General features: G+C 56.4%; 18 protein-coding genes and 1 pseudogene. 9 read left to right on the plus strand and 10 right to left on the minus strand.

Annotation, left to right across the window (positions count from 1 at the left end):
* Positions 1-233 precede the first annotated feature (233 nt).
* The 4 genes from PM3016_RS30900 to PM3016_RS30915 form a co-directional block, all read right to left on the minus strand.
* Entirely contained in the window at positions 234-1,559 is a 1,326-nt protein-coding gene (locus PM3016_RS30900) for an MFS transporter (protein ID WP_014372117.1), read from the minus strand.
* Between the two features lie 226 nt (positions 1,560-1,785).
* On the minus strand, positions 1,786-3,093 hold the full coding sequence (locus tag PM3016_RS30905) for an ABC transporter substrate-binding protein (RefSeq protein ID WP_014372118.1): 1,308 nt from the start codon (positions 3,091-3,093) through the stop codon (positions 1,786-1,788).
* Between the two features lie 387 nt (positions 3,094-3,480).
* The gene (locus PM3016_RS30910) at positions 3,481-4,314 is read right to left on the minus strand and encodes a carbohydrate ABC transporter permease (RefSeq protein ID WP_014372119.1); all 834 of its coding nucleotides are present in this window, start codon (positions 4,312-4,314) and stop codon (positions 3,481-3,483) included.
* The gene (locus PM3016_RS30915; RefSeq protein ID WP_013920358.1) at positions 4,314-5,195 is read right to left on the minus strand and encodes a carbohydrate ABC transporter permease; all 882 of its coding nucleotides are present in this window, start codon (positions 5,193-5,195) and stop codon (positions 4,314-4,316) included. Before PM3016_RS30915 ends, PM3016_RS30910 begins: the two co-directional genes overlap by 1 nt.
* 161 nt (positions 5,196-5,356) lie before the next feature.
* On the opposite strand from PM3016_RS30915, the gene PM3016_RS30920 reads away from it, so the two are divergent.
* The 4 genes from PM3016_RS30920 to PM3016_RS30935 are packed head-to-tail and all read left to right on the plus strand — an operon-like array spanning position 5,357 to position 10,261.
* The gene (locus tag PM3016_RS30920; RefSeq protein ID WP_013920359.1) at positions 5,357-7,171 is read left to right on the plus strand and encodes a cache domain-containing sensor histidine kinase; all 1,815 of its coding nucleotides are present in this window, start codon (positions 5,357-5,359) and stop codon (positions 7,169-7,171) included.
* Positions 7,168-8,733 carry a response regulator gene (locus PM3016_RS30925; RefSeq protein WP_014372120.1) on the plus strand — a complete coding sequence of 522 codons (1,566 nt, stop codon included), beginning with the start codon at positions 7,168-7,170 and terminating at the stop codon, positions 8,731-8,733. Before PM3016_RS30920 ends, PM3016_RS30925 begins: the two co-directional genes overlap by 4 nt.
* A complete protein-coding gene (locus PM3016_RS30930) occupies positions 8,730-9,164 on the plus strand; it encodes an ABC transporter C-terminal domain-containing protein (RefSeq protein ID WP_014372121.1) in 435 nt (144 codons plus the stop codon). The genes PM3016_RS30925 and PM3016_RS30930 overlap by 4 nt, the downstream gene beginning before the upstream one ends.
* Before the next feature lie 23 nt (positions 9,165-9,187).
* On the plus strand, positions 9,188-10,261 hold the full coding sequence (locus PM3016_RS30935) for a phosphodiester glycosidase family protein (RefSeq protein ID WP_014372122.1): 1,074 nt from the start codon (positions 9,188-9,190) through the stop codon (positions 10,259-10,261).
* Between the two features lie 617 nt (positions 10,262-10,878).
* On the opposite strand, the gene PM3016_RS38960 is transcribed toward PM3016_RS30935, so the two are convergent.
* Complete coding sequence (locus tag PM3016_RS38960) at positions 10,879-11,025, minus strand: hypothetical protein (RefSeq protein ID WP_013920363.1); 147 nt, start codon at positions 11,023-11,025, stop codon at positions 10,879-10,881.
* A 387-nt stretch (positions 11,026-11,412) separates the two neighbouring features.
* On the opposite strand from PM3016_RS38960, the gene PM3016_RS30940 reads away from it, so the two are divergent.
* Positions 11,413-12,978, plus strand: coding sequence for an alpha/beta hydrolase (locus PM3016_RS30940; RefSeq protein WP_013920364.1), 1,566 nt, complete (start codon positions 11,413-11,415; stop codon positions 12,976-12,978).
* A 171-nt stretch (positions 12,979-13,149) separates the two neighbouring features.
* Here the strand turns inward: PM3016_RS30940 and PM3016_RS37690 are convergent, their stop codons facing one another.
* Together PM3016_RS37690 and trmL are read right to left on the minus strand one after the other, a co-directional pair.
* The gene (locus PM3016_RS37690) at positions 13,150-13,404 is read right to left on the minus strand and encodes an AbrB/MazE/SpoVT family DNA-binding domain-containing protein (protein WP_187296798.1); all 255 of its coding nucleotides are present in this window, start codon (positions 13,402-13,404) and stop codon (positions 13,150-13,152) included.
* Positions 13,405-13,563: 159 nt separating this feature from the next.
* Positions 13,564-14,028, minus strand: coding sequence for a tRNA (uridine(34)/cytosine(34)/5-carboxymethylaminomethyluridine(34)-2'-O)-methyltransferase TrmL (gene trmL / locus PM3016_RS30950; protein WP_013920366.1), 465 nt, complete (start codon positions 14,026-14,028; stop codon positions 13,564-13,566).
* Between the two features lie 119 nt (positions 14,029-14,147).
* On the opposite strand from trmL, the gene PM3016_RS30955 reads away from it, so the two are divergent.
* A complete protein-coding gene (locus PM3016_RS30955; protein ID WP_013920367.1) occupies positions 14,148-14,864 on the plus strand; it encodes a response regulator transcription factor in 717 nt (238 codons plus the stop codon).
* A 343-nt stretch (positions 14,865-15,207) separates the two neighbouring features.
* On the opposite strand, the gene serC is transcribed toward PM3016_RS30955, so the two are convergent.
* The gene (gene serC, locus PM3016_RS30960; RefSeq protein WP_014372124.1) at positions 15,208-16,296 is read right to left on the minus strand and encodes a 3-phosphoserine/phosphohydroxythreonine transaminase; all 1,089 of its coding nucleotides are present in this window, start codon (positions 16,294-16,296) and stop codon (positions 15,208-15,210) included.
* Between the two features lie 99 nt (positions 16,297-16,395).
* On the opposite strand from serC, the gene thpR reads away from it, so the two are divergent.
* Positions 16,396-16,974: an RNA 2',3'-cyclic phosphodiesterase gene (gene thpR, locus PM3016_RS30965; protein ID WP_014372125.1), complete on the plus strand. Its 579-nt coding sequence runs from the start codon at positions 16,396-16,398 to the stop codon at positions 16,972-16,974.
* A 56-nt stretch (positions 16,975-17,030) separates the two neighbouring features.
* Here thpR and PM3016_RS38965 read toward each other — a convergent pair whose 3' ends face one another.
* Together PM3016_RS38965 and PM3016_RS30970 are read right to left on the minus strand one after the other, a co-directional pair.
* Complete coding sequence (locus PM3016_RS38965) at positions 17,031-17,189, minus strand: hypothetical protein (protein WP_013920370.1); 159 nt, start codon at positions 17,187-17,189, stop codon at positions 17,031-17,033.
* 187 nt (positions 17,190-17,376) lie between these two features.
* On the minus strand, positions 17,377-17,718 hold the full coding sequence (locus PM3016_RS30970; RefSeq protein WP_013920371.1) for an XRE family transcriptional regulator: 342 nt from the start codon (positions 17,716-17,718) through the stop codon (positions 17,377-17,379).
* A 268-nt stretch (positions 17,719-17,986) separates the two neighbouring features.
* On the opposite strand from PM3016_RS30970, the gene PM3016_RS30975 reads away from it, so the two are divergent.
* Both PM3016_RS30975 and PM3016_RS41520 read left to right on the plus strand, forming a co-directional pair.
* Positions 17,987-18,355 carry a helix-turn-helix domain-containing protein gene (locus tag PM3016_RS30975; RefSeq protein ID WP_013920373.1) on the plus strand — a complete coding sequence of 123 codons (369 nt, stop codon included), beginning with the start codon at positions 17,987-17,989 and terminating at the stop codon, positions 18,353-18,355.
* Positions 18,356-18,600: 245 nt separating this feature from the next.
* Positions 18,601-19,545: pseudogene (locus tag PM3016_RS41520) on the plus strand (AMP-binding protein); the annotation flags it as partial.
* Positions 19,546-19,807 lie beyond the last annotated feature (262 nt).

Consider the following 19,807-nt stretch of genomic DNA (forward strand, 5'->3'; position numbering starts at 1 on the left):
CTCTTGCTCCTTTCCCAACCATCCGTATTGTATAGCTTCCCCAAGCTTCTCCATCCTTCATACCCGCTGAGTGCCCCCGTCAAACTAAGATAAACGGCTTCGCACGGGCAAACGCGAGTTATACTTTATGATATTTCAAAAAGAAGCCTCCCCCATGCAGAGGAAGCTTCTTCATATGCCGCTCATCCTATTAAGCCCGAATCATGTTTTATTGCTGCCAGCCTGCAAGCCGATCACAGCCTCGTCCCGGCCGTGCCCCCAGGAGCGTTGTCTTTTCCGGTACGGGCCAGAAGCCTGTGCGCCTGCCGTCCTTCTCCCTCTTCCCGGGAGGAGATCAGCCCCGCCAGTCCGATCTGCAGCAGCGAAGCTGCGGCCAGAACCCAGGGCAGCACTTGGTCCCCGGCATACTCCATGAGGCCGAGCAGCGAGAAGATCGATACGACCCGGCCCCCGTTCAGGAATACCTCCCGCATGACCACCGACTCGACACGGAGCTGCCCCTTGAGCGGCAGGCGCCCGATGATCCGGAAGTAGGTGGAGGTGATCGTATTGCCCTGCAGCGGCGCACAGACGGAATAGAGGATCATGAAGGCGATGACGGTGAAGAGCGTCATCTTCCAGATAAGGAAGCACGTCGCGAACAGGAAGCCCGCCGTAGAAATCACAATGAATTTGACCGCCTTCTCCTCGCTGCCGAAGCGGGAGAGGAACAGGTTCGTGCCGATCGACAGGCCTGCGTACAGCACTCCGAGATAACCTACGAGGTCCTCGCGTCCCACCAGCTGGAAGAGCAGGATGTTCGGCAGGAAGAGCATCATGCCCTGGAACAGCCCCATAAGCCCGAAGGCCAGCAGCGAATGGAGCCAGGCGCGGCTGCGGTGCATGAGCAGGCCGGTGAATTTCAGGTAATAGGCTTTATGGTGCGAGGGCTTCAGCGGAATCTTCATGGAGACGATCGTCGCGATCAGGAACATGAAGCAGGCCGTGCCGAAGACGAGCGTATATCCCTGCAGCCCCTCGGACTGTGTGATCATGAATCCGGCGAGCGCCGGCCCGATCAGCCCGCCCAGCGTGAAGAGCACCATGTTGATGGCCAGAAACCGGATGCGGTTGCTGTCCGTCGACACGTCGTACATCAGCGTCAAGTAGCCCGCCCAGTAGAAGGCGCTGGAGATGCCGTTCAGTACAGCGAACACCAGGTAATACTCCGCCACCTTTTCTCCCGCAAAGACGACTCCAAGATAAAAGGCCGCGGTCATGGCGATCCCGATCCGGTACGTCACCATCCGGTCCTTCCGCTTGATGAGCCAGCCGCCGAGCGCAAAGGCGAACGGCGCCACCGCATACGTCACGGCATAATAAATGCCGTTGATCGCCAGACTGTGCGTCAAGCGCCACAAATACAGCGTCAGGAACACCCCGGACATCGAAGCGCCGAACTGAAAGCAGAAGTGGATGAACAGCGACACCCCGGCTTCCTTCGACAGTCTCCGCTCCTCCGGAACCGCCTCCCTGCGCAGGCTCCACTGCTCCTTCGCCCACTGCCCAAGACTACCCACACCCTCACACCCTCTTTTGTCAGAATGGCCAACCCGAACCTTTTTGGTGCAGTCCCCGACTCTATTTTTTTATCCGGTATTCTTTTAATTGAAACGTTATAATTTGGACGGATTGCTCCCTATTGTACTCCTGAATCTTCCGGTTGTTAAACGGCAAAAAGCCCCAGCCGGAGGGCTGAGGCTTCTTCTCGTGATACCAGTAAGGGAAATCCGCGGCGGATCGCTGTTATTTCTTCGCTTTCAGGTTATCCCAAGCTTTTTGGAAGTCGGTGTACATTTGGTCTTTGTTCACTTTGCCGGCAATGTAAGCCTGCATCGTAGCACCCAGCTCGTTGGTTACGCCATCCGGGTATTTAGGCCAGTTCCAGCTCAGCGTCTTGCCTTCTTTGCTGTACTTCATGAGGTCGGTAGCGATCGAACCGAGGTCCTTCTCATCAGCCGTGATGTTCGTGAACGCCGGAATGAACTTGAATTCCTTCGTCATGTACTGCTTACCGATGTCGGAAGTCACGAGCCAGTTCAGGAAATCCTTCGCTTCCTTCTTCACAGCGGAGTTCTTGTTGACAACCCAGTTGTTAGGAACGCCGATGAAGAGCTTGTCGTTCGCAGCCGCATCTTCATTGATCGGCATTGGAAGCACGCCGAGCTTCAGGTTCGGGTTGATCTTGTCGATCTGCACCTGAGTCCAGTTGCCCTGCTGCATCATAGCCGCTTTACCGCTTGCGAAGTTCGTTACCTGCGTGTTGTAGTCGGTCGTCAGCGGGTTAGCCTGGCCGTACTTCAGTGTCAGATCGAGCAGCTTCGTCCAGTCGTCGAACACTGGACCGCCGAATTTCTGAGAGCCGTCATAGAGGCCTGCGATGAACTTGTTCGGATCCGCTTGACGGGCCATCGCCACGTTCAGGTTGTGGATACCGAGAATCCACCACTCGCCGTAACCGTTCGAGAACGGCGTGATGCCTGCCGCCTGGAGCTTCTTCGCCGCATCTTCGAGCTGGGAGAGCGTCTTAGGCGTTTCGGTGATGCCGGCTTTCTCGAACAATTCCTTGTTATATACGAGGCCGTAGCCTTCGATGTTCATCGGCATGCCGTAGAGCTTGCCGTCTTTGGTCATCGGTTCCTTCGCAGCCGGAACCACGTCCTTCACCCAAGGCTGGTCGGACATGTCCTCGAGGTGCTCCATCCATGTATCCATCTCGCGGTAACCGCCGACGTTGAAGATATCCGGCGCGTCGCTGGAAGCGAACTTCGTCTTGAGGGCCGCACCATAGTCTGCGCCGCCGCCGACCGTTTCGATCTGCAGCTTCACGTTCGGGTTCGCCTTCTCGTATTCGTCCTTGAGGCGGTTGAGCGCTTCGTTAATCTCTACTTTGAATTGGAAAATTTTCAGTGTAACCTGCTTGCCTCCTGCATCCGTTCCGCCGGCAGCCGGGGTCTGCTCTGTGTCTGTATTCCCGCCGCAGCCTGCAGCCAGTCCTGCAAGAAGAACCGCGCTCAGCGAAAGGGCTGTTGCTTTTTTGAATCCTTGTTTCATGGGTGTACCCTCCCTTTATTGGTAGACTCTGTTGATGCTTACGTTTAGTGTGTCTACATTTCACATTATAAATTCTGGCAGGTGAACCCAACACCGAGGATATTGAACAAAAAGGTGGAACAAATTGACCACGCTTTCATTCTTTCATGTCAAAAAAGGATACTCGGACGCCTCTTTTTTTGCGGTGCGGGCCGGACATGCCTCTACGTTTAGTACCCGGTTTGTCCCCGGATGAACCCCCTGCAGCGCGGATTGACGCCGCCGTCAGCCCTTCTATGCTCAGCCCTGCAGGGCCACCATTCAAGCCATGCTATCCTTATTCCCCTGCTGTCTGCAAAACAAAAACCGGCGCACGGGCCGGTTTTTGCGCAGATGCTTCTTGGTTGCTTACCCCTTGACCGAGCCGGCCGTGATGCCCTCGATGATATGACGCTGCATCGCAAGGAAGAAGATCACGATCGGGATGATGCCGAGTACCAGAGCGGCGAGCGCCAGGTCCCACTGCTTCGTGTACTGCCCGAAGAAGGTATTGGTCGCCAGCGGAATCGTCTTCAGCGTCGGATCCTGGAGAATCAGGAACGGCAGCAGGAAGTCATTCCAGATCCACAAGGAATTGAGGAGAATGACCGTTACGCCGATCGGCTTGAGCAGCGGAAGCACGATGCGGAAGAACGTGCCGTATGTGCTTGTGCCGTCCACAACAGCGGATTCTTCAATCTCCATCGGGATCGACTTGATGAACCCGTGGAACATGAAGATCGAGAGCGGTGCACCGAAGCCGATGTAGCAGACTACGAGACCGAAGATGCTGTCAAACAGGCCGGCCGTCTTCGCTACACGCACCAGCGGAATCATAATCGACTGGAACGGGATGACCATCGCCGCGACGAAGATCAGGAACAGGAAGTTGTTCAGCTTGTTCGGATGGCGGACCATCCGGTAAGCCGCCATGGCACTCAGGAAGGCGATGGCGAGGTTCGCAATCACCGTAATAATGAGCGAGTTCGTCAGTACCGTCGGGAACTTGAGGATCTTCCAGGCCCGCACGAAGTTATCCCACATCAGGGAGGTCGGCAGCGAAGTCGGGTCCGTCAGCAGGTCCGCGAAAGTTTTGAACGAGTTGACGATAACGAAGTAGAACGAAACCAGGAACAGCAGACCGAGCAGGATGGCGATAATCTCAAGGCTGAATGTACGGATGGTATAGCGTGGTGTTTCCATTACACTTCAACCTCCTTGCTTTTCGTGATGCGTACTTGGATGGTGGTGATCACCGCTACGACAATGAAGAACAGGAACGCTTTGGCCGTACCGAGACCGAACCGGTTATTCTGGAACGCTTCCGTGTAGATATTGAGTGCGACGGATTCCGTTGACTTGAACGGACCGCCCTTGGTCAGCGACAGGTTCAGGTCGAACATCTTGAAGGCGTTCGAGATCGCGAGGAACAGACACACCGTCACGGCCGGCATGATCAGCGGCACGATGATCTGGTAGAGCAGCTGCCAAGGCTTCGCCCCGTCAAGCTGTGCGGCTTCCATGATATCCTTCGGCACGTTCATCAGTGCCGCAATGTAGATGACCATGAAGTAACCGGCTGTCTGCCAGGCGAAGACGATGACAATGCCCCAGAAGGCCGTCACTTCATCCCCGAGCCAAGGCAGGTTGAAGAAGGGAATGTTCGTGAGCTGCCCGATCGCCGGGAAGCCCTTCACGAAGATGAACTGCCAGATGAAGCCGAGCAGCAGGCCGCCGATGACGTTCGGCAGGAAGAAAACGGTACGCAGCGTATTGCGCAGCTTCAGCGGACGCGTGAGAATCAGCGCCACAGTGAAAGCCAATACGTTCGATATGATGACGGCCGCCACGGAGAACCGTACGGTGAACCAGAAGGATTTGAGGAAATCCGGATCATTGAACAAAATTTGCTTGAAGTTGGCGAGACCGCTCCATGTGACTTTACCAGAAACCCCATTCCAATCGGTGAACGAGTAGTACATCCCGAGGAAAAAAGGCACGATCACAATCAACGCGAAGCAGATGAAAGCTGGGCCGACAAACACGAGCTGTTCGAGCCAGTCTGCCGATTTTCGTCGATTCATCGTATGTTCCTCCTTTGAAATTCGCACTTTTTTTTACTTTGCTTTTTGTCTATAGTACAGAGTATACAAAATGCAGCCCCTCTCCCAACACAGAGAATGATGAACCGTTAGGTGTAATATATTGACCTATCGTGCGGGAGACGTATGGAAAGGAGACCGATGTGGGCCGAAATTCGCTTCGCTTCAAGTTAATCGTGGTCCTGCTGATTGCAACCATTGCTCCCATCGTGACGTCCATGATCGTAACGAATGCTTATACGAAGCAGTCCGTCAAGGAAAAAGCGATCCAGGAGAACACCAACCTGCTGGGACAGAGCCGGATCAATATAGTCAATTATATGAACCAGCTTATCGACCTGAGCTTCAGCGTCTATAAGAATCCGTCCTTCATCCGCCTGATGGACCTCGGGTTCCGGGGCTATCAGAGCGAGGCGGAGATCAAGAATCTCATCCGGACCATCGCCGTCAACCGGGAAGTGTTCCAGGTATATATGAACATTCTGGAGCGCAATCCGGGGGAGGACCGGTCATTCCTGCTCACCAACAACACGGTGATCCGGCCGAGTCCGGAAGTGACGATGCCGCTGAATCCGCTGATCAAACCCGGATCCTACGAAGCTGTTGTGGAAACGACGCATACCAGCCATGATTACGGTTTATCGCTTTTAGCTTACTTTACCCCCCGGGAAGTTCTGACTATTCACCGGGCGATCTACCGGGTTCCATCCATGGAGCATATTGGAAGCCTCTCGGTGGACTTCCCCCTTGATACCTTGTCCGGGCTTCTGCACCAGCTGCTGAACGACCAGGAGGAGGCTTACCTCCTCGACAGCGAGGGACGGCTGATCTACTCCAGCGTTCCCGGTGTGAAATTCGGCTGGAAGCTGCAGGACCCCTGGGTGGAGCAGATGCTCCAGGCTTCGGATACCCACGGGACGATGGAGGACAAGAGCAGCATTCACCTGTATGAGAAGATCGAAACCCCTTACATGAATTGGTATCTCGTCAAAAAAGTTCCTTATGAACAACTTTACCGCGGAGCGAGAGAGTTGACGCAGATTCAGTTCCTGATTCTCGGCATTCTGCTGTTCGTGGTGGCCGGCCTGACGCTGTGGATCTCGGTCCGCTTCACCCGTCCGATCAAGGAGCTCATCGGCTACATTAACATCATCCAGACCGGGCAGCTTGATGTGGACATCCAGGTGCGGACCAAGGACGAGATCGGCATCCTCGCCCGGCGCTTCCGCCTGATGATGGATACGATCAACGACCTGATCACCCGGGAGTACAAGCTGGGGCTCGCCAACAAGACGAACCAGCTGAAGGCGCTGCAGGCCCAGATTAACCCGCACTTCCTGTACAACTCGCTGCAGTCGATCGGTACGCTCGCACTGCAGCACCAGGCGCCGAAGGTATATCACCTGATCTCCACCCTGGCCAAAATGATGCGGTACAGCATGAACACCAGCGAGAGCCTCGTGCCGCTCCGCAAGGAAGTCGAGCATGCCAAGGCGTACCTCGAGCTTCAGCAGCAGCGCTTTGAGAACGAACTGACGGTCGGTTATCATATAGATGAAGCGACAGTGGACTGCGTGCTGCCGAAGATGACCCTGCAGCCGCTCATCGAGAATTATTTCAAGCACGGCTTCGATCCGCGGGAGAACCCGGGGGAGCTCATCATCTCCTCCCGTCTGCTTGCCGACGGATCGGTGGAGCTCACCGTGGAAGACAACGGCCGCGGCATGAGCGACGAAGCGCTGCAGGAGCTGTCGCTCCGCCTGGCGCAGAGCGATCCAGCCGCCGAAGCGGCCGACCCCGGCCATCTTGGCGAGAGCATCGGGCTGAAGAACGTCAAGAACCGGCTCGAGCTTCATTTTAACCATACCGCGGTCCTCTTCCTGGAGCACCGCGAACCTACCGGACTGCGGATCACCCTCCGCTTTCCGTCCACACCGCTAGGAGGAAGCACACTGTGATTGCCATCATCGTAGATGACGAGAAACATGTAAGGGAAGCCATCAAGCTGCTGGTGCCGTGGGAAGAATTCGGCATTACCCGGATCCTGGAGGCCCAGGACGGACTGGATGCGGCCGATCTGATCGCCGAGCATAGGCCCCAATTGATCTTCACCGACATGATGATGCCGCTTCGCAGCGGCACGGAGCTGCTTGACTGGCTCCAGCTGCATTACCCGGAGGGCAAGACGATCGTGATCAGCGGTCATGACGACTTCGAGTTCGTCCGCCATACCGTCAAATCGGGCGGCATTGATTATATCCTGAAGCCGATCGACGCCCAGCAGCTCTATAAGGCCGTGGACAAGGCCGTTACGGCCTGGAAGCGGGAGGAAGCCGAGCGGCTGCTGCAGACCGAGCGCAATATCGAACGCAACCAGTTCAAGCCGGTGTATTGGGAGAAGATGCTCTCCGGCCTGACCGCCGAGCCTTCCGGCTACGAGGCCTGCTCGCTGGCCCTCCAGCAGGAATTCGGTCTCTCGACCGGTGTCAGCTCATGCCGGGTCGCCATCCTGAGCCTCGATACGATGAGCTCCGTCCTGCGCCGCAAGTTCGATAAGAACACGGATCTGCTCTACTTCTCCTTAACGAATATAGCTAACGAAGTGCTCAAGGAAGGCAGCCGTGCCGGCATTGCGTACCGGTACTGGAACAGCGACAACGAAGTGCTGATCCTGCTGTACGACCGGCTCGAGACGGCGGAAGAACTGCTCCACAAGATTCAGCAGAGCCTGCTTGTCGTGCTGCAGAGCACCCTCGATATCGGCCTGTCCCTCGTCCAGGATTTTCCGAAGGGACTGCCCGCGGCGTACGAGGAAGCCCGCCGGTCCCTGCGCGCCCGCAATCTGCTCTCGCGGACGAAGGGCGTCCATGTGTACAGCCCGCAGGGAGCGCCGGCCCACAAGCTGCTGGCCTTCTCGGCCTATGCCGAGTCCGTGCAGCTGGCGGTCCGCAGCGGCAGTGCGGACCAGATCCGGCGCGTCGTGGGCGAGTGGATCGCCGCGGTCCGTGAGCTGCCTTCCATCGATGTCGAGCAGCTCGAGGAAACCTCCCCCCAGTCCGGAGGCGGAAGCGGGGAGCGGTCGCCGTTCATCGTCCCGCTGGACGAGCACGGTGCCTTGTCCCTGGACCAGTGGGAGCAGCAGCTCACCGCAGACCTCATTGAGCTCTCCCGTCAGCTGCTCACCCAGCAGCACCAGGACAGCAACGTGATTTTCGAGATCTCGAAGTACATTCAGAGTCATTATCATCAGGATATCACCCTGCAGGAGATCGCCAGCCATTTCTTCCTGAGCCGCGAGTACATCTCCCGCAAGTTCAAACAGGAATTCGGCGTGAACCTCTCCGATTATGTCAGCGGCATCCGCATCGACAAAGCGAAGCTGCTGCTTCTCAATCCCCACCTGCGCGTCTCCCAGGTGGCCGAGATGGTCGGGTATGAGGATGAGAAATACTTCAGCAAAGTGTTCAAGAAGATGGTGGGCAGTTCTCCGAACGAATACAGGAAGGTGAACCCGTCATGAATACCCCCATGGAGCCGGCAGGACGGCCGAACGCGGTCCGTGCCGGCGTACCGGGACAGAGGCGTAAACGCAGAACGTACCTCGTGCTGCTGCTCTTCTGGCTTCTGCTGGTGGGCGGAGGCGCCTTCGTTGCCAAGCTCTATACGGATCATCTCCGCCGGCAGATCGCAGCGGACATCGCTGCACAGACGGATGCGAGATTGATACAGGTGCAGCAGCAATACGAAAGCCAAATCGCGGGCCTGAGGGAATCCCTCGGCGGCGACATCGCGAAGCTGCAGGAGAAGATTGATTCCGTCAACGAGCTTCTGGCCTTCACCAAGGACAGTGCGAGCTCCAAAACCGATAACAGCAACCAGCTGTACACCCAGCTCTCCGAGCTTCAGAAGAAGCTGGAGGCCCTGCAGAAACAGCTGGATGCGCTGCAGTAAGTGAAGGAAGTGAAATCTGCACCATGAATCCGATCCAAGCCATTAACCGGATGATGATGCTTGCCCTGGCGCCGTTCCTCGGCGGGATGGTGTTCCTCCTGCTCTCGGCCCTTCCCGTCACGCTGCCGGAACGCGCACTTCCGGCTCCCCCGGCGGCCGGCCTTCAGCAGGAGCTGCAGACCGCCCTCACCGCGCTGGACCGCAGCCGGGTGGACGCCGCCCTGACCCGCACCACCGTGCAGAAGTACTTCGAGCTGTACGCACAGAGTTCGGCCTCGGCCGCTTCTATGGTGAACACGGCCGAGACGGCGGCGAAGCGGCCTGCGGCCCTCTTCGATTCCCGGTTCGCCGCCAGGCTGGGTACGGGGCCCTCCCGCGCCGTGACCTCGCCGAACGTGGACCTCAAGCTGTACACCTTCCAGGAACAAGGGTACAGCGGCTACGCATTGAAGGTCGCGCTGGGATCGGACCAGGGAATGAAGATGGTTCTCGGCCAAGACCGGGTCGGCGGCAGCGAGACCACCCTCGAAGCGGTGAAGCGCTATGGAGCGGTCGCCGGGGTCAACGCCGGCGGATTCGCCGACGACCCGAAGTCCGGACGGCGCTACCCGCTCAGCACCACCATGCTCGGCGGCAAATATGTCTACGGCTTCGAGCCGACGTTCGAGGAGCTGGCTTTCATCGGCCTCAGCAAAGACCGGAAGCTCATCGGCGGCAAGTTCTCCAGGCAGGAGGATCTGGACAAGCTCCAGCCCGAATTCGGGGCCACCTTCGTTCCGGTGCTCCTGCAGGGCGGTGTGAAGCAGCCGATTCCCACCCAGTGGCTGACTTCCCCGGCCCGGGCTCCGAGAACGCTTGTGGGCAGCTTCAAGAACGACCAGCTGCTCTTCATCGTAACCGACGGTCAGGATGAGAAAGGCCATTCGGGGGCGACGCTTCCCGAGCTCCAGGACAAACTGCTTGCCCTGGGCATCCAGGATGCGTATAACCTGGACGGCGGCGGCTCCTCGTCGCTGATCTTTGACGGGCAGATCATCAACCGCCCGTCGGACGGCCGCCTGCGGCCGCTGGCCACCCACTTCTTATTCTTTCAATGATTTGTTCACAGATTTATATGTTTTCTTTTGAAACCCCGTTGGTTATAATATAGGGCGGAGGTGCTGCCGCATGTCAGCTACATTTTGGATAATGATCGTTGTGTTCCTGCTGTTCATCGTTGCGATGCTTACAGCTGCTTATAACGACGATAAGACGAAGGGTCTGTAAACGGGCAGCCTGCCACGAATGCCGGAGGCAGACACAACGAATAGGCTGGAACCGTAACGGCATGAGCGAAGAATCCGAATCTTTCGCTCATGCCGTTATGTTCCAGCCTATTTTGCATGCTTATCGGCCAGCGGGCCATGCGGCCGAATCCAGCCCCTGCCCGCTCACAGTGGGCGGCTCAAGGCAGCCGATGATACGCCGGGGCGGCGGGTCAGCGGAACCGGAGCACATTGCCTGAGTCCGCCATCCTCTCTGCGCCCTTCAAGGACAGCGGTTATGCACCGGGGCCGCGGATCAGAGGAATCGGAGACTCACTGTGTCGCCACTCTCTCTGCCTGCTTGAGGCTCCGCCGGCTGCTGCCAGCCAGCCCTATCTGCCTCTCCAAGCGGGCAGCCCGCCTCCAGCATCCTTTCCTACCCTGCCTGCCGTAAGAACTGCGAGTCCCTTTTAGGCCAGCTGATCCTTCAGCCGTTCCGGCTTCTCCTGAGTCTCCGCCTGGGCTTGCAGGGCTTCCCAGCGTTCCATGCTGAGCCCAAGCTGTGACAGCACCTCTCGGATCTCCAGCCTGACTTTCCCTGCTTCTTGTGTCAACATTATGGTTCCTCCCGTCTCTTCTCCCATGAATCCCTATCTTGTCTCTTATCCTTTATCTTTATCTTTATCTCTATCTATATCTCTATCACAATCTTTTTCTCTAACTTTTTCTCTATCGCTATCTTTATCTTTGCATCCTGCAACTTTTCCTTCTCAATGCCTGTCTTTCTCTCCAGAAGGCCGGCAGTGGTTCTTGAAAAAGAACTCCTCAGTGAATGGATTCATTTTAGCATACCTTCCGTTACAATAACGTTACAGTACGATCTCGAATCTACGATTTTTTCGGAACGCTTCTTAAAAATCTCCTTATCATTTGATATAATGACTTTTGACCTAGTTCATTCACCCTAAAACCATACATCATCCATGTCGGAGGACTTACCCTGTATGCTCCATCGCACCTCGTTCTCATCCGATATTCATTACGAATGGCTGCCGTGTGCCTCTCCCTCAGCGCCGACCCTGGTTATGATCCACGGGGCGGGGCTAAACAGCTCCTTCTGGTTCTCAGTCGTTCCGCTTCTCCAGGCCCGCTGCTCGCTGCTCCTGTACGATCTGCGAGGGCACGGCAGAAGCCAGGATGCGCCTGATACGTTCACGCCCGACGATCATCTGCTTGACCTGCAGCGGCTGCTCGACCGCCTCGGCATCCGGCAGGCCGCTTTCATCGGCCATGAATTCGGAGCCTTGCTCGCCGCCCGCTTCGCTCAGCTGAAGCCTTCGGTCGTCGACCGGCTCATTCTGATCTCGCCGCCCCCTGCCTTTCCCTTATCTGCCGCCGAAGAAGAGTACGAGGGTCGTCTGGCCCTCGCCGAAACGTCCGGCATGCCGGCTCTCGGTGAACGGATGGCCCGCAAGCTCACGGTCAAACATACCGAAAGTGCCGTACGGAGGCGCATCACGCAGGCCTTCGTGCGCTGCGGCGCCTCCGGGTACGCCCGCTGGATCCGCCAGATTCTGAACCCGGACGGCCCCTGCTGGGACCCACCCGGCAAGCCGGTCCTGCTCCTGAGCGGTGAGTACGATGAACTTTGCACGCCTTCGGCCGCCGGCATCATGCATGCCTTATGGGATACCTCGCTCTTCCTGGTCGTCCCCGGAGCCGCCTCCCTGCTGTTCGTGGACCAGCCGATCTACACCGCTGACTGGATTGAATATTTCATGCGCCGGCCCAAGGGGGAGCTGTCTGTCCGCCCGGCCGCTCAGCGTGAGGTACAGCGGCTCCTGAGGCTGGTCATCCGGCAGGATGCTGCTCCGCAGATGTCCAAGCCGCTGCTTCAGGTGCGCTGCCTTGGCACCTTCGAAGTGAGGTTAAACGGGAAGCTCGTTGAAGAGAGCTGGAATACGCGCCATGCCAAGAGCCTGCTGATCTATCTGATTTTTCACCCTGCCGCGGGACGGGAAGAATTATGCGAGCGGTTGTTCCCCGAAGTCGAACACTCCAAGGCTATGCGCAATCTCAGGGTATATCTCAGCCATTTTGCCAAGCTCCTCGAAATGCCGGCAGGCAAAGACCCGGTCCTTCACGTGGAACGGGATCTTATCCGCTTGAACGGACGTATCCAGTGCGACCTGGAGGATTATCTGACGGACCTGCAGCGGGCCCACGATACGCACGAGCCCGAAGACAAGTATGCCCTGTGCCGCAACCTGCTCGAACGCCTCAAAGGCAAGATCATTCCCGGCAGCTACGATCCCTTCTCCCTGTCTCTTCGGGAACAGGTCGAGCACGGTTGGGAGCAGCTCTGCTTATGGGCCGCGGATTACTGCCTGCAGGACAAGCAGGAGCTTGAAGCCGCTCCCTTTCTCCAGAGCGCCCTGCTCTACTGCCCGTCGGATGAGCTGCCGTTCTATGACCGGCTGATCACCCTCTACCAGCGCAGAGGCATGCAGCGTGAGCTGAGGAAGTGGACCCGCAAGCGCGATGCGGCTCTGAAGCGGCTGCCGGAGTGAACATCCCGCAAGCCCTCCGGATAAACGACTCGCCGTCCTTTAAGGACAATACGCATTTCGAGTAATACTTTCTGCGATTTTCCAAAAAAACACCCCGGATTCCTGACCGCCTAGGGTCGAAAGGAATACCGGGGTGCTTCTCGTGCAGACATGCCGGTTCAGGCAGGATGCTTATTCGCTGGTCTTGAGGAGATGCATCTCACCCAAACATTCGGCACATATATGACGTTCCTTGAAGTCGCTGACTTGATCCATGGAGCCGCAGAATACACAGCGCGGCCGGTACCGCTCCAGGATAATATGATCCCCGCTTACCAAAATCTCGACAGGATCTCCTTCGTTCATTTGATATCTTTTGCGCAGCGACTTGGGAAGCACGATTCTTCCCAGTTGATCGACCTTTCGTACTACACCTGCCGGTTTCATCATCAATTCACCTCACTTTTCACACATTGCCTTAGGTTCCCTTCATAGGATTCGACGCACCTGTCTAAATTCCTTCCCAATCAGGTCAGATTTCGCTAAGAACGTCAGTTTCTCCTGTATACAGCCCGGTCACCTGGAGATGTGCATGAGTCCGAAGCGCTAACGCAGCCCCTGGAAGCCGGTCTGTCTCAGTCCTTCGAAGAGCACAATCGCCGCGGAATTCGATAGATTCAGCGACCGCACGGCCTCGGTCATCGGCATCCGGATGAGCTGTTCCGGGTGCGCTTCCAGAATGTCCGGAGGGAGTCCCTTCGTTTCCTTGCCGAAGACCAGGAAGTCGCCGTCGCGGAATTCGACATCCGTGTACAGCTTCTGCGCTTTGGTTGTCGCGAAGAAAAAGCGGGCGTCCGGGTATTGATCCTTCACTTCCTGGAACGAATCATGATATTCCAGCTTGACGCTGTGCCAATAATCGAGCCCCGCGCGCTTCAGCGTCCTGTCGTCCGTATCGAAGCCGAGCGGTCTGACAAGATGCAGCCAAGTTCCCGTGGCCGCGCATGTGCGGGAGATGTTGCCGGTATTTGCCGGTATTTCGGGTTCCACCAATACAATATGAAAAGCCATGTCGCCTTTCCTCTCTAATTTTGCAATTTTAACACAGGTTTTACCTTTTCTTAATACGAAGATGATAGTGCGTTGAGATAATAGGAGCATCCCAGCGTTTACAAAGGAGATTATTCGGAATGATGAAGAAGAAAATTCTTGTCGTTGACGATGAACCTTCCATCTCGATGCTTATAGAGTTTAATCTCAAGCTTGTCGGATATGAGGTTCACTGTGTGTATGACGGCGAGGCCGTATTTGGCGCCATTCAACATTTCCGCCCGGACCTGATTGTCCTGGATCTGATGCTGCCGAAGATGGACGGCATTCAAGTGTGCCGCAAGCTGAGAAGTCAGAACAACCTCGTTCCCATCATCATGCTGACAGCCATGCAGGATCTCTCCGACAAAATCGCGGGACTCGACAACGGGGCCGATGACTATATGACGAAGCCGTTCAGCCCCCAGGAACTGATCTCCCGTATTCAGGCCATTATCCGGCGCATCCAGACCCTGCCTTCTTCCTCCGAGAATACACCCTTAACCATAGGCCAGATTGTGGTCCAACCGGACCAGCGCGAAGTCAAAGTAAAAGGCCAGAACATCGACCTGACGCCGAAGGAATTCGACCTTCTGCTCTTCCTCTGTAAGCACCGCGGCAAGGTCCTCAGCCGGCAGCAGCTGCTGCACGGAGTGTGGGACTACCACTTCCTCGGCGATACCCGGATCGTCGATGTGCATATCTCGCACCTGCGGGACAAGATCGAAACCAACGCACGCAACCCCGAATATATTGTAACGATTCGCAACGTCGGATACAAACTCACGGAACCTTCCGTCAAAGAAGTCCCCGTCTAAGAAGCGGCCTTCTGCTGCCCGAACGCTCCTAGCCAATCCCCCGCAACCCGCAGTAAAGCTGCTGCAGACACTGCCATGTTGCTGGCGGCCCATGCGGTCCGCCCCAGCAATCCCGCTCCCCGCTCCAACCGCCCCTTCATACGAATGAGCGCCCTGGAAATTCCAGCGGCGCTTTTTTCGTATGGCCGCAGCCCCCATGCAAGGAATCTTTGCGCTTCAAAGGCATGGTTCGCACGGGTTAGGAGTTGTCCAATGAGATATGGAGGTTGGGTTTCCTGAGGTTAACAAAAACAGCCTTTCCGCAGCCCCGTACGACAGGTCCTGCAGAAAGACTGCATGGTTCTTAGCTGTTGCGCTGCTGGAAGTCCTTCATGAACTCGGCAAGCGCCTGGCAGGCCTCGTGAGGAACAGCGTTATACGCCGATGCCCGAATGCCGCCCACGCTGCGGTGTCCGGCAAGACCCACAAAGTTGTGATCCTTGGACTCCTTCACGAACTGCTTCTCGAGCTCTTCGCTAGGCAGACGGAACGTCACATTCATGATGGAACGGCTGTCCGCATCAATGTTGCCGCTGTAGAAGCCGCCCGATGCATCGATGACATCATAAAGAAGCTTGGACTTCTCCACGTTGCGCTTCTCCATCGCTTCCACGCCGCCCTGCTCCTTCACCCATTTCAGGACCAGATTCACCATGTAGATGGAGTGTACCGGCGGGGTGTTATAGAGCGATTGGTTCTTCGCGTGCGTCGTATAACGCAGCATCACCGGAAGGTGCTTCGGCTCTTCCGCAAGGAGATCGTCGCGGATCACGGCTACCGTAACCCCCGAAGGACCCAGGTTCTTCTGGGCGCCGGCATAGATCATGCCGAACTTGCTGGCATCGATCGGACGGCTGAGAATGCCGCTGGTCATGTCGCCGATGAGCGGAATGCCGCCGGTATCCGGAATGTCCGACCACTGCGAGCCTTCGATCGTATTGTTCGTCGTCATGTGCACGTAAGAAGACTTCGGATCGATGACGATCTCGCTTGCTTTCGGCAGGCTTCTCCACTTGCCTTCCTTATTCGAAGCCGCAATAGAGGCTTCACCTACGATTTGTGCTTCCTGATACGCCTTCTCCGAGAAGCTGCCGGTAATAATGTAGCTTCCTACCGTACCCGGCTTCAGGAAGTTCAGTGGGATCTGGGCAAACTGCATGCTCGCCCCTCCGCCGAGGAAGAGCACCTGATACCCTGATTGGATTCCGAGCAATTCAAGCAGGAGGGATGCCGTTTCCGCATTCAGCGCTTCGTATTCTTTGCTGCGGTGGGAGATCTCCATCAGAGACATGCCGATCCCGTTGTAGTCAACGAATGTCTCTTGTGCTTGCTGCAGCACTTCCAGTGGAAGCGCGGCCGGACCTGCATTGAAATTATAAGCGCGCCTAGTCACGATTAAAACACCCTCGCTTTTCATATGATATGGCTATGATAGCAAAGGTTGGCGCGTTACATCAAGTGTAAGTTTCTTGAACAGGAGGAGGAAGGCACTATGAATTCAACGCTCCGGCTGTTCGCAGCCGTGCCGCTGCCGGACTATCTCAAAGAAAGTTTGGGGGGATGGATCAGCGGGGTTAAGAACTCGGTTCCGTTCCGCAAGTGGGTGCATCCGCAGGATCTGCATATCACCCTTCAATTCCTGGGGGAGGTGGAAGGCGCAAGGACACCATCTATTGAGAAAGCGCTGGAGACCGCTGCGGCACGCTCAAGATCGTTCCGGCTTCAGCTTGGACACAGCGGAACCTTCGGACGGGCCTCGTCCCCTTCCATCTTATGGGTAGGTTTGGACGGTTCACTGGAGGAGCTGCGCTTCCTTCAGAAGCAGGTGGAGGGCGCAATGACGGATGTGGGTTTTCAGGCAGAAGAAAGAAAGTTCAAGCCTCATGTCACCGTGGCGAGAACGTATCAGGGACAAGCCGGCTGGGACCAGACGGAGCTAAGCCGTCACCCGCTGCCGGAAGCATGTCTGATTCCGTGGCAGGCCGATCGGTTGGTCTTGTACCAAAGCCGCCTGGGAGCCCGGCCGATGTATGAACCTGTGAGCAGCTTTTCTTTGAGTTCTGTGGAATAATGGTGGTTCCTGTGCGGGGGAGATCGGGGGTGAACAACCGGAGGACAACCACCGGATTATTCCGCGTCGCCGGCGCGGGCGGTCCCGTCTTTCAGGTCGGAGGAAGCGGCCGGGGAAACTGCCGTTTCAGGTGTGATAAACTCCAGCGCCTTGGCTGTGCTGATGCCCAGCTGGCGCAGGGTGTGGATAATATCCAACGGAATGCTTGTTTCCATGATGGCCCCACTTTCTTCGGGTTCTTATACAGATGTCATCAAATCTGACTCTCGTCACCTATTTTATCCGATATTCCCATAATTTTGATGATCTGAAATAGCCAATTTTGGCGGAGCCTTCTTCTATTTAAATCCACGCAAAAATGCGACCATAGAAGCAAAAATAGGGGGTAAATTCCTTATTCCCCTATCTTGCTTGTTCATATGTCACGGCTTGCCGTGTCTTCAATTGTCGAACGATCTTGCGGAGGGAATCCTTGCTGAGCCCCAGCTCGTTGAATTCCTGTATAATTTGCACCCATTCCTGATCGAGCTGTTCCTGCTTCTCGCCCGGGTCATGAAGGATCAGGGTCTGAACGTTGACTCCAAGTACCGGCGCAAGCTTGCGAAGGAATTGAATCGAAGGATTCGACTGCAGATCTCGCTCAATGGAGCTTAGGTAGGACTTGGCTACACCGGCGCGTGCGGCTAATTCCGTCAGCGACATGCGTTTTTGGTGTCTTAGTTTTTGAATGCGAGCTCCTATCATTTGATGATTCCTCCCTATGAATGAAAATATCCTTATCTCTAGCAATAAGGTGCCGGATACATACTAATTGTATCATATTTGGATACATTCTGTATCTTTGTTTAGAAAATTTTATGATTTCATGGTCGTCTGACCTTATTGTAAATTTTGTAATCTCCTTCTTCACAAACCATGATACGTACTGTATAATCATATCTAATGATTCAACAAGATTCGACATTATCATGCAGTGCTAAAGCAGCGGCAACTTGACGGAGGGAACAGTAGCATGATCAGAATTGGGGACAAGATCGCTCTTCTCAGAGAGAAGCATGGCTTAACGCAGGAGGACCTGTCCAGGAAGCTGGAGATCTCGCGCGCTTCCCTCTCGCATTATGAGAAGAACCGGCGGGAGCCCGACTATGAAACCATCGTGAGGATTGCAGACCACTTCAAAGTTTCCATGGACTACCTGATGGGCAGAACGGAAGACCCGCACAGTGTGCTCGACCCGGAAGTACGGGATTTTGTCGACAGTCTGGAATTGTCCGACGAGAAGATCATCGGCACGTTCTCCTTAACCATAGATGGCAAGAAGCTGACGGTACAGGAAGCCAAGAGATTCATCGCCTTCGTAAGAGCCGAAAGATCGATCTGACCCTGAACAACCGGATCAGATCTCTTTGGCATGTGTGTTTTTTTTCGCAAAGGAACCGTTCATTACTCTGCCATGTGGAAGAGCAGGGCCGGCTTGCTTGGTTTTGCGCCCGGGGCCTTAAGAATTATTCGGCCGCAGCTTCCGGCCCAACCGTCTCGGTATAGAACGCCCGGCGGCGCGGCAATGACGCCGGCATCCTGGGGATCCTCAAATCCGGTGCGGCCTACGTCCCGGTCGGAACGGAGCTGCCGCCGGAGCGCATCCGCTATATGCTGGAGGATGCAGGGGCGGAAGCCGTAGTCATTCAGCAGAGTCTGAAGGACCGGGTGCCGCCCGCACTGCACACGGTTCTGCTGGACGGCGCCGCTGCTTGCGCCCCGGCAGCCGCGGGCCCGGACCCGGCAGGCGGATCCCGCGATCTCGCTTACCTTCTCTACACCTCCGGCACGACGGGAACACCGAAGGGCGTACAGATCGAGCACCGGAGCATCCTGAATACGATCACCTGGTTCCATGACACCTACGAGCCTTATCTGTCCCCGTCCGTCATGCTGACCACCGAATACACCTTTGACCCGAGCCTCGAGCAAATCTTCGGCACGCTGCTGTACGGAGCCCGGCTGCACATCATCCGCAAGGAAACGATGCTGAACGGTCCGGTGTTCCGTGATTATATCCGCAGGCATGGCATCAAGCTGCTTAATACGACCCCGATGCTGATGGGCGAACTGCTCGCGGACGTGGAGCGTGTCGAACCGCTGCAGGCACTGATCTGCGGAGGGGAGAGGCTCGAGGAGGGACTGAAGGATGCACTGCTGGCCAAAGGCTACGAGCTCTACAACCATTACGGGCCGACGGAAGCCTCGGTGGACGTGCTTGTGAGCCGCTGCCTGCCGGGTGAACGTGTGACCCTGGGACGGCCGGTCCGCGGTATGGCGGTCTGCATCCTGAATGAGCACCGGCAGCTGCAGCCTGTCGGAGCGGCAGGCGAATTGTACCTGGCCGGAGCGGGGCTCGCGCGGGGCTATCTCAACCAGCCTGAGCTTACGGCGGAAAAATTCACGGAGCATCCCGACCTCCCCGGCATGCGGCTGTACCGTACAGGCGACCGCGCCCGCAGGCTGCCGGACGGGCGCATCGAATTCCTGGGCCGGACCGACGATCAGGTCAAAATCCGCGGCTACCGGATCGAGCCGGGCGAAATCGAGCACGCTCTCTCGCGGATTCCCGGCGTCCGGATGACGGTGGTTATCGTGAGGGAGGACGGGAACGGCCAGAAGCAGCTTTGTGCGTATTACACGGCAGAGCGGGAGCATAACGGACACCCGGCTAGCACCTGCCAGTCCGATCCCGAACCCTGCCGTATCCCCTGTCCCTTTCCCCACAGGCACGGAGATAAAGTTATTGGAGATGATGATATTGCTTGCAGCTTCATAAGCAGACTTCTTGGTT

The sequence above is a fragment of the Paenibacillus mucilaginosus 3016 genome (genome assembly GCF_000250655.1).
In the GTDB taxonomy this organism is placed as follows: domain Bacteria; phylum Bacillota; class Bacilli; order Paenibacillales; family NBRC-103111; genus Paenibacillus_G; species Paenibacillus_G mucilaginosus.